Raw genomic sequence first — 14,083 nt, 5'->3', positions numbered from 1 at the left:
AGAGTGAAAAAAGTGCTGATTGCCGACGACGATGCCCATATCCGTACCCTGCTGCGGACGGTGCTGACCCAGGAAGGGTACCGGGTTATCGAAGCCAAGGACGGAGATGAAGCTGCGCGTCTGCTGGAACAATCTCCGGTTGATCTGGCTGTGCTCGACGTGATGATGCCGGGAGTGAACGGGCTCGATCTGTGCACGGAGATCCGCAGTCTGTACGATATTCCCGTCATTCTGCTGACCGCACGCGAGCAGCTGGCGGACAAGGAAGCCGGCTATGCGCACGGAACGGACGATTATATCACCAAACCGTTCGAGCCGAGAGAGCTTCTGTTTCGCATGAACGCGTTGTTCCGCCGCTATTCGCTCGCCTCCAGCGAGAAGATCAAGTTGAACCGCGTAACGATCGACCGGCAGAACCACGAAGTGACGGACGGGGAAACGACGCTGCTGCTGCCGCTCAAAGAGTTCGAGCTGCTGGCCCAGTTGGCCCAGTATCCCGGCCGTCTGTTCGAACGCGGAGATCTGATCCATCTGGTCTGGGGAGCCGACTATGAAGGAGACGAGCGGACGGTCGATGTGCATATCAAACGTCTGCGCCAGCGGTTTGCCGATCATTCGGACGACTTCACGATCCGAACGGTCCGGGGCATCGGCTATAAGTTGGAGGTGCCGCGCAAATGAACAAGCCGTCGGGCCTTGGTCATCTGGGCAAAAGTCTCTATATGCGGGTCTGCCTGACGACGCTGCTGGTCGTTGCGGTCAGCGCGCTGCTTGGGTTTCTTGTCTCCAATGTACATTATCATACGCGGCTCAAGCCGTTTAACGATGCCAAGCTGACGAAGATTGCCTACGAAGTCAAACGGATGGCGGAGCTTCGTCCCGGCGATGCCGATGCTTACCTGGATAATGCGGCGGCACTCGGCTACGAGCTGTACGTCACCGACGGCCAAGGTCAAGAAGCTTTTTACGGTCGGGAATTCCGGGCGCTTGATCTGGATCGGGATGCCGTGACCCGGGTAGCCGCCGGAGGCGAGTACCACGGGGTAGCCGAGTTTCCGAACCGGCCCTTTATTACGGGCTTCTTCGATAACCGGCTCAGCAATACGGTAGGGGTTCCGGTGGAATGGAGAGGACGTCCTGCCGCGCTGTTTCTGCGTCCGGACGTTATTTTGCAGTTCGGCGAGCTGCGCAGTTTCTTCGCCATGATCGGACTGCTGACCGTTGCGTTCAGTATCGGGCTGTTTCTGATTGCGACCCGCTATCTGGTCAAGCCGATTACCCGGATGACCGAAGCTACACGCAGAATCGCGGACGGCCGTTACGATATCGAGCTGCCGACCCGGCGCAGCGACGAGATCGGCCAACTCGCCGGCCATTTTATGACGATGAGCCGGAGTCTCTCGCGGGTGGAAGAATCGCGGAGGGAATTTGTCGCCAATGTTTCGCACGAGATCCAATCGCCGCTGACATCGATTCAGGGATTCGCATCGGAGTTGGCCGCGGCCGATCTGCCCGACGAACAGCGTCTGCGTTTTGCTTCGATTATCGGCGAAGAAAGCCGCAGGCTGTCGGCGCTCGGCCGTCAGCTGCTGCTGCTGTCCTCGCTCGACCGGATGGAAGACGGTCTTATTCGCAGTCCGCTCCAATTGAAAGCGGAGATCCGGCGCGCCGTCGATGTACTGGAATGGCAGCTCAGCGAGAAAGGCTTGGCGCTGCGTTTGTCCGTGCCGGAAAATCTTGCGGTGATGGGCGATGCGACCCTGCTCGATCAGGTCTGGATTAATCTGCTATCGAATGCGGTGAAGCATATCCCCGAAGGCCGTTCGATTTCGGTGACGGCGGGGGCGGACGGCGATAGGTGCGTGCTGCGTTTCGCGGATACGGGCAACGGCATCCCTGCGGAGAAGCTGCCGCTGCTGTTCGATCGGTTCTACCGGGCAGATCCGTCCCGTACCGACGGAGGCAGCACGGGCTTGGGCCTGGCCATTGCCAAGAAAATTGTACTGCTGCATGGAGGGACGATCGCGGCGGAGAGCGAACCCGGCCGGGGTTCGACCTTTATCGTTCGGCTTCCGAAATTGTAATTTGGCGTTCATACTCCGTTCATTTTCCGGCCCTACACTTGGGGAACAGGATAGAAATCTGTCGTTCGGCCAAGAAGCCGACAGCGAAACGCTTCTTCGGACCCGACCGGAAAACAGGAGGAAGAATAAGATGTTTTTGGCACTGCGGGAAATACGTTTTTCCAAAACGCGGTATGTACTGATCGTAGCCATTATGCTGATGGTCTCGTTTCTGGTTTTGTTCGTGACAGGGCTCGCCAACGGTCTGGGCAATGCGACTTCTTCGGCAATACGCAATATGCCGGCCGATCATTTTATCGTGCAGCAGGATTCGGATGACCGCTTCGCGCGTTCCGAACTTCATGCGGATCAGGTGAAGCAGGCACAGGCGATCGCGGGAACCGAAGGCGCCCAGCCGCTGGGCGTTCAGATGACGACCGTCACACGGGAAGGGACCGAAGGGCGGATCGATATCGCGCTGTTCGGCGTACAGGCGGAGAGTTGGCTGGTACCGGAAACGGTAGAAGGCCAACCGTTGAGCGAGGCCGCCGCAGGAGAGGTATTGGCCGACCTTGATCTGAAAAAGTCCGGCGTCAAAATCGGCGATACGGTGGTGGACGGAGCGACCGGTTTGGAATGGACAGTGGGCGGCTTTACGGAGAATCGTTCGTACAGCCATATGCCTGCGGTATGGATGAATGAAAAAGACTGGGCGGCATACCGCTCCGAACTGATGGCCGCCCGCGGCGGAGAAACCGATACGGCTTACAATGCGATTGCGCTTCGGATTTCGGGCACGCAGGCGGATCAGCTGGCAGCCTCGGTGAAAGATGCCGATGTGATTACCCAGTCGCAGGCTATCTCCGCTATTCCGGGGCACAAAGCCGAACAATCGTCGCTGATGATGATGATCGTCTTCCTCTATGTCATCTCGGCCTTTGTGCTGGCGGTGTTCTTCTATGTCATTACGATCCAGAAAACCGCCCAGTTCGGTATTCTGAAAGCGATCGGCGCGAAGACCTGGTATCTGGCCGGCAGCGTGATCGCGCAGGTGCTGGTGCTGTCGGTGGGCAGTCTGGCTGTCGGGGTAGGATTGGTTCTGATCATGAAAGCGATGCTGCCGGCCGCGATGCCGTTTGCGCTGGGAGCCGGAACGATTGCGCTCAGCTGCGCACTGTTCCTGGGCGTGGCTCTGCTCGGCGGACTCGCTTCGGTTGTAAAAGTAGCCAAAACGGATGCGCTGGATGCAATAGGGAGGGCTGGAGCATGAATAATCGGATCGCTGCGGCGGTGCAGTCCAAACCTGCATCCGTACAGACCAAATTGAACTTGAGCGGAGTTTCGCATACTTATGGAGACGGCGAATCCGTGCTGAACGTATTGGATCATCTGTCCTGCTCGGTAGCGGCCGGCGAATTGGTCGCCGTCGTCGGACCTTCGGGATCCGGCAAAAGTACGTTCTTGTCGATTGCCGGTGCGCTGTTGACGCCGACCCGCGGGGAAGTCTCGATCGGCGGGCGCAGCCTGGCCGGCATGAACGAGCGTCAGCTCGCCGATTTGAGACTGCACGAGATCGGGTTCATTTTCCAGGGCGCGAATCTGCTGCCGTATCTGAAAGTGGAAGAGCAGCTTCGGTTCGTGGCGAGGCTTGGCCGGGCGGACAAAGCCCAGGCGGCGCGCCGGGCGGACGAGCTGCTGGAACGACTCGGCCTGTCGGAACGCCGGAAGCATTATCCGGACAAGCTGTCCGGCGGAGAGCGTCAGCGCGTTGCCGTCGCCCGGGCGCTGATGAACGATCCGTCGGTGATCCTGGCCGACGAGCCGACAGCGAGCCTCGATGCAGACCGCGGCCGGGATGTCACGCGGCTGCTCGCCGAACGCGTAAAAGCCGAAGGCAAAGCGGGAATCATCGTCACGCACGATGAACGTATTCTGCCCTACTGCGACCGCGTCCTGCGCTTGGAAGCCGGAAGACTGCGCGAAGAATAACCGTTGAAGGAAAGCGCTTTGCGCTTTCCCAACGTGTCGAGAAAGTATGATTCCGAGAGAAGCGAGGAGGCGGAGGGAGAAATTCAGTGAAGGAACGATAGTGTTCGCCTTTGAAATCGAGAAAATTCCGCTGAAATTTAATCTTTTTCTCGATTTCAACACGCGACCGGAACGAATTTCTCCCGCAGCTGACGAGCTTCTACAACGAATAGGACTTTCTCGACAGCCTGAAGGAAAGCGCTTTGCGCTTTCCTTTTTGGTTTGGGCTCGCCAAACTAAAAAGAAAGGGGTATCATTTACACATAGAAACGTTTCGAATCAGAAAGACTTTCAACCGTTCAACAGCGCTTCGAAATGTTCTAACGAAATTTTCGGGAGGACGAAACCATGAATCAAACATCGGGTACCGATTCGAAGGCCAGCGGGCCGATCGAACTGACAATCATGACTTTCAATCTGAGAACGCATACGGCAAACGACGCCGGCAACGAATGGGTGCACCGTGCGCCTTGGGCAGCGGAAACGATCCAAGCCCATACGCCGTCGTTTGTCGGAGTCCAGGAAGCCTATTTACTTATGCTGGACGATCTGCAGCGCGAGCTTTCGGATTACGCCTGGATCGGCGAAGGCCGCCGGGGCGGGACGGAAGACGAGGCCTGTGCCATTTTCTATCGCCGGGATGAATTCGAGGTCGTCGGCCATGGGCAGTTCTGGTTGTCCGAGACGCCGCAGACGGTCGCTTCGCTGGGTTGGGACAGCGATTATCCGCGGATCTGTACCTGGGGCCGTTTCCTGCATCGCGTTTCCGGCCGGGAGATCCGCGTATACAATACGCATTTTGACCATATCGGCGAACAGGCGCGGATCGAAGGCGCCAAATTGGTCGCCTCCGTGATGCTGCGTCATGATCGGGAGTTTCCGGGCAGCGCGTCCGTACTGATGGGCGATATGAACGGAGGGCCTTCCGACGCTCCACTGCGCTATCTGCGCGGCGAGCTGACGGAACCCGGCGATATTCCGGCGCTGCAGGATGCGTACGGCAGACTGGAAGGTCCTTCGGGGCGGACGTTCCACGATTTCCTCGGCGGCCTCGAAGGCGAACCGATCGATTATATCTTTGCGTCGGCGCAGCTTCAGGTGCGGCGAAGCCTGATCGATCGCCGCGACTTCGGAGGCAAATATCCTTCCGATCATTATCCGCTTGTCGCGGAACTGACTTACGGACCGGTTTGACCCCGCGGCCGTAGACTCCTGCTCGGATCATCCGCTCATGCGATGGACGATCCCGAATTTGCAGCAGCCGTCCGACTTTCCCGCTTCCCGTCCTGCGCTTGATGCGTAGGAGCGGGAAGTTTTTGTTTGGTTCAAAAAGAAGCTTGACCCTCACGCAGCGTGAGGCTTTATTCTGAGATCAGAAAGGAGGCGGACGACATAGCGTGGAAAGTCAAAGAAGTTTCGCAGCTTGCGGGAATCAGTATCCGTACGCTGCATCATTATGACGAACGGGGTCTGCTGAAGCCTCAGGCACTATCGGAAGCGGGCTACCGGCTGTATGCCGACACCGATCTGGAAAGGCTGCAGCAGATTTTGTTTTTTCGGGAGCTTGGTTTTCCGCTCAAAGAAATCGGCCGGATCTTGGACAATCCCGCTTTTGACCGGCTGGAAGCTTTAGAGATGCAGCGGCGGATGCTGACCGACAAGATGGAGTCGACACGCCGGATGATCGCAAATATCGACCGAACGATTCGGTATACCCAAGGAGAGATCGAAATGACCCAAGAAGAACGATTCGAAGGAATCGATTTTACAAATAATCCATATGAACAGGAAGCGCGTGAACGCTGGGGAGACGCCGCGGTCGACGATTCCAAAGAAAGGTTGGCGAACCGGACCCGGACTCCGCAGATGAGCGCCGAACTGCAGCGGGAATGGGAAGAGCGGATGATTGCCTTGGCCGAAGTCCGGCGCGAAGACCCTGCTTCGCCCCGTGCGCAGCAGCAGATCGGACAGTGGTATACGTTTCTGCATCACTTCGGCACCTATTCCTACGAGGCTTTTGCCGGATTGGGACAGATGTACGTGCAGGATGAACGTTTTGCGCAGAATATCGACCGGTACGGGGATGGACTGGCGGCGTTCATGAGCGAAGCGATGGCGGTGTATGCGCGCACCAAACAAAACGGGTAAGACCGAGAAAACGGTCGTTCGATCGGTGAAACCTTAATCAACTTTTGACGTATACGTACCCCATCAAGTAACTTTGCGGAAAAAGGATGAGAGAGATGGAATCGAGAAACCCCGTATTTGGCAAAAAAATGTTTGATCGCGCAAGGGAAGATCTGGTCGGTTCGGGTGCAATGACGCTTGGCGGCACCGTGCATAAGACCTTTATCCTGCTTCTGCTGCTGATCGGAGGCGCGGCTTATACCTGGTACCGCTTCGATCAAGGACAGGATATATACGGAATCATGATTGCCGGCGTCGTATTGGGTCTGATCGCGGCGCTTGTGACCAGTTTTGTACCCAAAGTCGCTTTTATCACGGCTCCTCTGTATGCGATCTTCGAAGGCTTGGCATTGGGAGGGATCTCGGCCGTATTCGATATGCAGTATCCGGGAATCGTACTGAATGCCGTCTTGATCACGGTCGGCACATTGTTCGCGATGCTGCTGCTGTACGTAACCCGGATTGTCAAAGTGACACCGGGATTCCGCACAGGTATCATTATGGCGACGTTCTCGATTATGCTGGTCTATCTATTCGATTTCGTGCTTGGCTTCTTCGGTGTCAATGTCCCGTTCATTCACGAATCGGGTCTGATCGGGATCGGAATCAGTTTGTTCGTTGTCGTGATCGCGTCGCTGAACCTGCTGGATTTCGACTTTATCGAGCAGGGTACGCGCAGCGGCGCTCCCAAACACATGGAATGGTACGGGGCGTTCGGATTGATGGTCACGCTGGTCTGGTTGTACCTTGAAGTACTGAAGCTGCTGTCCAAATTCGCCAAAAGAGACTGAGTTTGAACGTTCGAATGCGAATAGTCGAAACGGTCAAAGCCTAGCGCGGCAAAAGCCCGGAACCGAGTAATCTCGGTTCCGGGCTTTTTGGCATTCAGCGCAGTGTTTCGCCAATCACGACTCGAATTCCGGGCCTCAATCTTCGATCGTCGACAGATCTCCCGCCGGAAGCTTCAGCTCCCAGGCTTTGAGCACGCGCCGCATGATTTTGCCGCTGCGCGTCTTGGGCAGTTTGTCCTTGAATTCGATCTCGCGCGGAGCGGCGTGGGCGGACAAGCCTTCTTTTACGAATTTGGTGATCTCGGCCTTCAGTTCGTCGCTCGCTTCGTAGCCTTCGCGCAGCGAAATAAACGCTTTGATCACTTCGCCCCGCACCGGATCGGGCTTGCCGATTACCCCCGCTTCGGCGACGGCCGGATGTTCGACCAGTTTGCTCTCGACTTCGAATGGACCGACGCGTTCGCCGGACGTATTGATGACATCGTCGATCCGCCCCTGGAACCAGAAATAACCGTCTTCATCCATATAGGCGGAGTCGCCGGAAATGTACCAGCCTTCGATGCGCGTATATTCTTCGAACTTGGACGGGTTGTTCCAGATCCTGCGCATGATCGACGGCCACGGGGTGCGGATCGCGAGATTGCCCATACGCAGCGGCGGCAGCACCTGGCCCTGATCGTCGATAATGGCTGCTTCGACGCCCGGAATCGGCTTGCCCATCGAGCCCGGACGCATATCCATCGACGGATAATTGCAGATCAGCTGGGCACCCGTCTCGGTCATCCACCACGTATCGTGAATACGTTGGTGATACATACGGTAGCCCCACCGGATCACTTCGGGGTTGAGCGGTTCGCCGACGCTGAGCACGTGCCGGAGCGAAGACAAGTCCGCCTGCTTGACCGCTTCGTCGCCTGCGCCCATCAGCATGCGGAAAGCCGTCGGTGCACTGTACCACACGGTGACCTGGTAACGCTGGATCGTCTCGTACCAATCCTGCGGACTGAATCTGCCGCCGCGAATCACATTGGTGACGCCGTTCAGCCAGGGGGCGAAAATGCCGTAGGAAGTGCCCGTGACCCAGCCTGGATCGGCGGTGCACCAATAGACGTCGTCCGGCCGCAGGTCCAGTACGATTCGTCCCGTATAACCGTGCTGGATCATCGCGCCGTGCACATGGTAGACCCCTTTCGGTTTACCGGTCGAACCCGATGTATAATGCAGGATCAATCCGTCTTCGCGGTCGACCCATTCGATGTCCGCTTCCGTAGAAGCTTCGCTCATCAGGGCATGGAAATCGGCGAACGGGGAATCTTCGGGCAGGAGGCTGTTCGGTTCGCCCGATTCGGTACCGCCCGGTTTGGAGCTGTCCACCAAAATCACATGTTTCAGTTCCGGCAGCTCGTGTGCAGGTACCCGTTCCGCCAATTTCGGCGTCGTTACGATCGCTACCGCGCCGCTGTCCTGCAGCCGATCGCGTACGGCCGTTTCCATAAAGGCTTCGAACATCGGACCTGCGATCGCGCCGACCTTCAAAATCCCCAGCAGGGCGAAATAAAGTTCCGGCGTGCGCGGCATGAAGATGAAGACCCGGTCTCCTTTGCCGATGCCAAGCTTCCGAAACATGTTCGCCGCCCGGTTCGACTCCTGCCGCATCTGTTCGAACGTGTACGATTCGCTGCGCTCGGCGTCGCTGTAATGCAGGGCGATCTTGTCGCCAAGTCCCGAGCGGGCATGTCGGTCGATCGCTTCGTGGGCGAGATTGATGCGTCCCGTCTCGTGCCAGCTGAAATGTTTCTCCTCGTCCATCCAGTCGAATGCAAGGCGAGCCTCTTCATAGTCGCCCAGATTGGACTGCTGGACCTCCGCGCCAATGATTTCTACCGTGTCTTTTTCCATAAGAGCCTCCAGTCGCTGAAAGAATAAGAGAGCCGTCAAGCCATAGAGCTGACAATCCTTACAAATGTAGCGCTTACAAGAAAACGGTGAAAAACAAGCTTCGGCGTGCAAAACGGGGGATATGGCTGCCGGACCTATCCCGTCTGCATTCGCTTCGGAAACAGTATAAACGTTTTTCCTGCATTTGTCATGACGTTCCGGCGTATTGGAGGAGGGTGATGGTTTTTGCGGAGCAAAGAAGCTATGATAAATACAAAGCAGGCAGACGGTCCGACGGAAAGCCCGAGCCTTTTCCGCCGATTGTCTTCTGGCTGCACACGCCGCTCGGAGCGAAGGGAGGCCGTATGGAGCATATCAAACGGTATCACGAGGAAATTGTCGGAGAAGGGGAAGACGCTCTGGTCGTACAGGGGCCCATGCTGCCGGAAACGCTGGAAAAGATGACGCTGCATCCGCAGCTCGACGCGTTCCGCCGGCCGAAGCAGCAGCATGAAGCGCTCGTGGAGATCGCGCAGCTGCCGGAAGGACGCATCATTGCGGCAGTGGCGGGAGAGGTCGTTGTGGGATATGTGACTTTTCATTATGCCGACGAATACGAACGCTGGTCGGAAGGGAAGATGGACGATCTTGTCGAGCTGGGCGCGATCGAAGTTGCAAACGATTACAGAGGCAGAGGCTTAAGCAAAAAAATGCTCGAACTTTCGTTTCGCGGCGGTCAGCTCGATAACGCGATCGTGTTCACCACCGAATATTATTGGCATTGGGATCTGGAAAGTACGGGGCTCAACGTCTGGGATTATCGCAAAATGATGGAGGACCTGATGAAGAATGTCGATATGGTCTGGTTTGCGACGGACGATCCGGAAATCTGCAGCCATCCGGCCAACTGCCTGATGGTTCGCGTCGGCAGAAAAGTGCCGCAGGATTCGGTCGAGGCATTCGACCGGCTGCGATTCCGCCAGCGCTTCATGTACTGAATCGGAAGGAGTGAACCCCAAGATGCGGGACGCCGTTTATTTGTTTCACCCGAACAGCCTGAATTACGTGTTCGGCCAAGACCATCCGTTCGACCAGCGGCGCATCACCCTGACCCGCGATTTGCTGCGCACGGCCGGCGCTTTTCCTACCGAAGGCGAGATTCTGCCTGCCGACCGGCTGGACGAGGCGCTGCTGCACGCAGTGCATGTACCGGAATATGTCGAGCGGGTCAAAGCGCTCAGCGTACCCCTTCCCGATGACGGCCTGATCGGCGATGCGCAAAAATACGGCCTGGATACCGACGATACGCCGTTCTTCCCGGGGATGCACCGAAGTGCGGAGATCATCGCGGCGGCTTCCGTGGCGGCGGCCAAGCTCGTGATGGACGGCGACGCGCGCCATGCGGTGAACCTGGCCGGAGGGCTGCACCATGCCATGCCGCAGCGGGGGTCGGGATTCTGCGTCTACAATGACGCTTCGATCGCCATTTCGTTTATTCGCAAAGAGTATGGGGCGCGTGTCCTGTATGTCGATACCGACGTCCATCACGGCGACGGGGTGGAAATGTCGTTCTACAGCGATCCGGGCGTGTATACGTATTCGATCCATGAGACGGGTAAGTATCTGTTCCCCGGTACGGGTCTGGTCGAACAGCGGGGAGAAGGCGAAGGATTCGGCTGCACGGTCAACCTGCCGATGGAGCCTTACACGGAAGACGATTCTTGGCTGGAATGTTTCGGCAGCGTGCTGGACGATGTGCTGCGCAAAGCCAAACCGGACATCATTGTCAGTCAGCACGGCTGCGATGCGCACGCGCTCGACCCGCTGGCGCATGTACACTGCTCGATGAAGATTTACCGCGAGATGCCCAAAATGCTGCATGAAGCGGCGCATGCTTACTGCGGAGGCCGCTGGGTGGCGCTCGGAGGAGGCGGTTACGATATTTGGCGTGTGGTTCCGCGAGCCTGGGCGCTGCTGTGGATGGAGATGAGCGGACATCCGCTTCTGAAAAAGCTGGATGCCGATCCCAAGCTCAGACTGCCGCAGGAGTGGTTGGACCGCTGGCGTTCGGACAGTCCGGAAGAGCTGCCCGAGACGTGGCTCGACGATACCTCTTCCTGGAGCCCGATGCCGAGGCGGGCGGAGATCGAAGCCAGCAACCGCCGCGCGGCCGAACTGGCTTCCCTGTATTTACGGTAGTCCTGTATCCGAAGCGATCGCCAAAAAGCCTTTTTGTTCCGCAGACCGCGGGGCAGAAAGGCTTTTTGGCGCTGCTTATTTTTCGTAAGAAAGAACAATCCGGGAGGCCGCACCGGCTGTACGTTCAGCTGAACCGCGAATAAAGCTGCCAGACCAGCTCCCGGCGGTTCTTGGTGCCGGTCTTGCGAAAGATAGACTTCAGCAGGTCCTGCAGCGTCGATTCGGACAGATGCAGCGACAGCGCCGCTTCTTTGGCCGAAAGACCCTGCACGATCCGTTCGACGACTTCCTGCTCGCGTTCGTTCAGGCCGAAACTTTCGGCCAGCACCGGCAGAATCTCGGCGGGACGGGCCCGCTCGACGGTGACGGCGAGCTGGACTTCGCCGGCTGCGGTCTCCATCCGGCTGGCGCGGATGCCGATGTAATAGCCGCCGGGCACGGGGACGCAGACCCGTGCGGCATATTCGGCGGAGGAGCCGGCTTGCAAAGACGGCGACAGGGCGCGGGCGCAGACGGCGCGGATCGGACGGGGCATAACGTCCGGTTCGATTCGCTCGGCGGTGCGCAGCGCGGCGAGCCAGCTCGGGGCTGCCGTATTGGCGGCCAGCAGGAGCAGCCGGTCCGACAGGACGAAGACGCCGGATTCGTGCGGGAGCGGAAGCGGCTGTTCGTCCGCCCCGTCCTCCGCATGTTCGGCGGAGAACGGGGCCTGCCGCAGATACGCGGCCATCTGCGGCAGCAGCGCCGCGACGAGGCGCACTTCGTCCTCCGTGAACGGAGGACGATCCGGGCGGCGCAGCAGCGACAGCCGCCCGCAGCGCTGCCCGCGCGCCGTCAGTACGGCGCGCAGTTCGTCGTCGAAGCCCGCCGGAGCGAGGATCTCGCGGTAGCGGGCACTGCGCTCCGGGCTGCCGCCGCAGGTCAGCCGGAGAGCGGCGGCAGGGTTCCCGGCAGCCGCAAGCGTATCGTAGCGGTTGAAATCGTCGCCGCGGGAATCGTATTCCAACAGACGCGCATGAATCGCTCCGACATCGCCTTCGGTCACCGAGCCGGTGCCGAGGCCGGTATGTCCGTCCGCACCGGTGAAGCAGGCGCCGTCAAAAGGCACCGTTCCGGCCAGCAGGGACAAGCAGGCGCTTCGGTAAGCGCGGGGAGACGGAAGCTTGTCCGCCAAGCGGTGAAGCTTGCCGGACAAGCGGCTTATCGTCTGATCCATATTCATCCTCCTCGCCGTTTTCCGTGTTCCGGGACGGGCAAACCGCGGAGTCTTTGCCGCAATCGGGGCGCGGACTCCCAGCGGCTGACTATATTATCCGTTATCCGGGACTTCTTTTTCAACCCGGGAACCGCATTTATGCAGAGGGGACGCTTGGTTCTTCGCCTTCTGCAGCAGGGGCTTGGATGCTTCTTCCGCAGGTGTATAATAGAAAAGAAAATGAGGCGGAAAGAGGTGCAGCAATGAACAAGCGGGGCAAACTGCTGATCGGAGGCTCGTGGATCGAGACGGCCGAGCAGATCGAAGTGACCAATCCGGCAAACGGAGAACTTGTCGGCCATGCTTCCAAAGCGGCGGAAGCGGATGCGCTTGCGGCTGTCGACGCGGCTTATGGCGCGCTTGCCTCCTGGTCGGCGCTGGCGGCGATCGAACGGAGCCGGCTTCTGCTGGGCTGGCACGCGCTGATCGAGCGGCATCAAGACGAATTGGCCCGGATCATGACGCTGGAGCAGGGCAAACCTCTGGCCGAAGCGGCGGGAGAGATCGCTTACGCGAACAGCTTTATTCAATGGTACGCCGAAGAAGGCAAACGGGTATACGGGGAGACGGTTCCCGCCTCGTCGCCAAACAAAAGAATCTGGGTGATCAAGCAGCCGGTCGGCGTGGCGGCCATGATCACGCCGTGGAATTTCCCGGCTTCGATGATTACGCGCAAAGTCGCTCCGGCGCTTGCCGCCGGCTGCACGGTCGTCATCAAGCCGTCGGAAGAAACGCCGTTCACGGCGCTGCGCCTGGCGGAACTTGCGGTCGAAGCGGGGATTCCGGACGGCGTCATCAATATGGTGACAGGCGTTCCGGGCGAAATCGGCGGTGTGTGGCAGCAGGACCCGCGCGTCCGCAAGCTGTCTTTTACCGGATCGACCCGCATAGGCAAACAGCTGATGAAAGGCGCCGCCGACACCATGAAAAAGCTGTCGCTGGAACTCGGCGGACATGCGCCGTTTATCGTGACCGAACATGCCGATCCGGAGAAGGCGGTGGACGGCATGATGTCTTCCAAGTTCCGCAACGGCGGCCAGACCTGCGTCTGCACCAATCGGATCTATGTGCATGAGAGCCTGATCGAACGTTTCTCCGAGCTTGCCGCGCGCAAAGTGTCCGAACTCGTGGTCGGAAACGGCCTCGATGCAGGTACGCAGATCGGTCCGCTGATCAATGCGGCCGCAGTCGACAAAGTGTTGGCGCAGATTGAAGATGCCCGGGCCAAAGGCGCGAAAGTGCTGACGGGCGGCGGACGCGCGAACGAAGCGGGCGGCCATTTCGTACAGCCGACGCTGCTTGCGAACGTGACGGACGATATGGTCTGCATGAACGAAGAAACGTTTGGTCCGCTGGCTCCGATCGCATCGTTTCGCACGATTGACGAAGTGATCGAACGCGCCAATCGCAGTCCTTACGGGTTGGCGGCTTACGTGTTCACCGAACGGATCGGCGAAGCGGTGCAGATCGCCGAGCGTCTCGAGTTTGGCATCGTCGGTCTGAACGATCCGCTGCCGTCCACCGCGCAGGCGCCGTTCGGCGGCTTCAAGGAAAGCGGCCTTGGCCGCGAAGGCGGTCGTTACGGAATCGAAGAATATCTGGAAGTGAAATATATTTCGCTGGGACTTTGAGCAGATATCAAGCTTGAAGCGGCGGCAAGAGAACGGGGAGTGCACACGCAG

12 protein-coding genes are annotated in these 14,083 nt (G+C 58.6%); 10 read left to right on the top strand and 2 right to left on the bottom strand.

All coding sequences use genetic code 11. The annotated features are described in order from the left end of the window. Window positions 1–3: 3 nt before the first annotated feature. The 7 genes from HRQ60_RS13890 (at window position 4) to HRQ60_RS13860 (ending at window position 7,069) form a co-directional block, all read left to right on the top strand. On the top strand, window positions 4–681 hold the full coding sequence (locus tag HRQ60_RS13890) for a response regulator transcription factor (RefSeq protein WP_343044690.1): 678 nt from the start codon (window positions 4–6) through the stop codon (window positions 679–681). Continuing rightward, on the top strand, window positions 678–2,084 hold the full coding sequence (locus HRQ60_RS13885; protein ID WP_172196434.1) for a sensor histidine kinase: 1,407 nt from the start codon (window positions 678–680) through the stop codon (window positions 2,082–2,084). Before HRQ60_RS13890 ends, HRQ60_RS13885 begins: the two co-directional genes overlap by 4 nt. Window positions 2,085–2,214: 130 nt before the next feature. Continuing rightward, the gene (locus HRQ60_RS13880; RefSeq protein ID WP_172196433.1) at window positions 2,215–3,333 is read left to right on the top strand and encodes an ABC transporter permease; all 1,119 of its coding nucleotides are present in this window, start codon (window positions 2,215–2,217) and stop codon (window positions 3,331–3,333) included. Further along, the gene (locus HRQ60_RS13875) at window positions 3,330–4,052 is read left to right on the top strand and encodes an ABC transporter ATP-binding protein (protein WP_172196432.1); all 723 of its coding nucleotides are present in this window, start codon (window positions 3,330–3,332) and stop codon (window positions 4,050–4,052) included. Before HRQ60_RS13880 ends, HRQ60_RS13875 begins: the two co-directional genes overlap by 4 nt. A gap of 387 nt (window positions 4,053–4,439) precedes the next feature. Beyond that, the gene (locus HRQ60_RS13870; protein ID WP_172196431.1) at window positions 4,440–5,285 is read left to right on the top strand and encodes an endonuclease/exonuclease/phosphatase family protein; all 846 of its coding nucleotides are present in this window, start codon (window positions 4,440–4,442) and stop codon (window positions 5,283–5,285) included. 198 nt (window positions 5,286–5,483) lie between these two features. Further along, window positions 5,484–6,239, top strand: a complete 756-nt coding sequence (locus tag HRQ60_RS13865) for a TipAS antibiotic-recognition domain-containing protein (protein WP_172196503.1) — start codon at window positions 5,484–5,486, stop codon at window positions 6,237–6,239. A gap of 95 nt (window positions 6,240–6,334) precedes the next feature. After that, complete coding sequence (locus HRQ60_RS13860) at window positions 6,335–7,069, top strand: Bax inhibitor-1/YccA family protein (RefSeq protein WP_172196430.1); 735 nt, start codon at window positions 6,335–6,337, stop codon at window positions 7,067–7,069. Window positions 7,070–7,204: 135 nt separating this feature from the next. Here the strand turns inward: HRQ60_RS13860 and acsA are convergent, their stop codons facing one another. Next, entirely contained in the window at window positions 7,205–8,968 is a 1,764-nt protein-coding gene (gene acsA, locus HRQ60_RS13855) for an acetate--CoA ligase (RefSeq protein ID WP_172196429.1), read from the bottom strand. Window positions 8,969–9,312: 344 nt separating this feature from the next. Between acsA and HRQ60_RS13850 the strand changes: the two genes are divergently transcribed. After that, window positions 9,313–9,945: a GNAT family N-acetyltransferase gene (locus HRQ60_RS13850; protein ID WP_172196428.1), complete on the top strand. Its 633-nt coding sequence runs from the start codon at window positions 9,313–9,315 to the stop codon at window positions 9,943–9,945. Window positions 9,946–9,967: 22 nt separating this feature from the next. Beyond that, complete coding sequence (locus tag HRQ60_RS13845; RefSeq protein WP_172196427.1) at window positions 9,968–11,146, top strand: acetoin utilization protein AcuC; 1,179 nt, start codon at window positions 9,968–9,970, stop codon at window positions 11,144–11,146. Between the two features lie 124 nt (window positions 11,147–11,270). On the opposite strand, the gene HRQ60_RS13840 is transcribed toward HRQ60_RS13845, so the two are convergent. Continuing rightward, entirely contained in the window at window positions 11,271–12,362 is a 1,092-nt protein-coding gene (locus tag HRQ60_RS13840) for a helix-turn-helix transcriptional regulator (RefSeq protein WP_172196426.1), read from the bottom strand. Between the two features lie 242 nt (window positions 12,363–12,604). On the opposite strand from HRQ60_RS13840, the gene HRQ60_RS13835 reads away from it, so the two are divergent. Continuing rightward, complete coding sequence (locus HRQ60_RS13835; RefSeq protein ID WP_172196425.1) at window positions 12,605–14,032, top strand: NAD-dependent succinate-semialdehyde dehydrogenase; 1,428 nt, start codon at window positions 12,605–12,607, stop codon at window positions 14,030–14,032. Window positions 14,033–14,083: the final 51 nt, after the last annotated feature.

It is taken from the genome of Saccharibacillus qingshengii (assembly GCF_013185195.1).
Taxonomy (GTDB): Bacteria; Bacillota; Bacilli; order Paenibacillales; family Paenibacillaceae; genus Saccharibacillus; species Saccharibacillus qingshengii.
Note: the sequence above shows the minus strand (reverse complement) of the source record. Positions and strands in the feature narration are given on the sequence as shown.

What these genes read in the sequence shown, in the direction of transcription:
- HRQ60_RS13870 (WP_172196431.1), top strand. Translation starts at nt 4,440, where the DNA reads ATGAATCAAACATCGGGTACCGATTCGAAGGCCAGCGGGCCGATCGAA.
- HRQ60_RS13835 (WP_172196425.1), top strand. Translation starts at nt 12,605, where the DNA reads ATGAACAAGCGGGGCAAACTGCTGATCGGAGGCTCGTGGATCGAGACG.
- HRQ60_RS13860 (WP_172196430.1), top strand. Translation starts at nt 6,335, where the DNA reads ATGGAATCGAGAAACCCCGTATTTGGCAAAAAAATGTTTGATCGCGCA.
- HRQ60_RS13875 (WP_172196432.1), top strand. Translation starts at nt 3,330, where the DNA reads ATGAATAATCGGATCGCTGCGGCGGTGCAGTCCAAACCTGCATCCGTA.
- HRQ60_RS13885 (WP_172196434.1), top strand. Translation starts at nt 678, where the DNA reads ATGAACAAGCCGTCGGGCCTTGGTCATCTGGGCAAAAGTCTCTATATG.
- acsA (WP_172196429.1), bottom strand. Translation starts at nt 8,968, where the DNA reads ATGGAAAAAGACACGGTAGAAATCATTGGCGCGGAGGTCCAGCAGTCC.
- HRQ60_RS13845 (WP_172196427.1), top strand. Translation starts at nt 9,968, where the DNA reads ATGCGGGACGCCGTTTATTTGTTTCACCCGAACAGCCTGAATTACGTG.
- HRQ60_RS13880 (WP_172196433.1), top strand. Translation starts at nt 2,215, where the DNA reads ATGTTTTTGGCACTGCGGGAAATACGTTTTTCCAAAACGCGGTATGTA.
- HRQ60_RS13840 (WP_172196426.1), bottom strand. Translation starts at nt 12,362, where the DNA reads ATGGATCAGACGATAAGCCGCTTGTCCGGCAAGCTTCACCGCTTGGCG.
- HRQ60_RS13850 (WP_172196428.1), top strand. Translation starts at nt 9,313, where the DNA reads ATGGAGCATATCAAACGGTATCACGAGGAAATTGTCGGAGAAGGGGAA.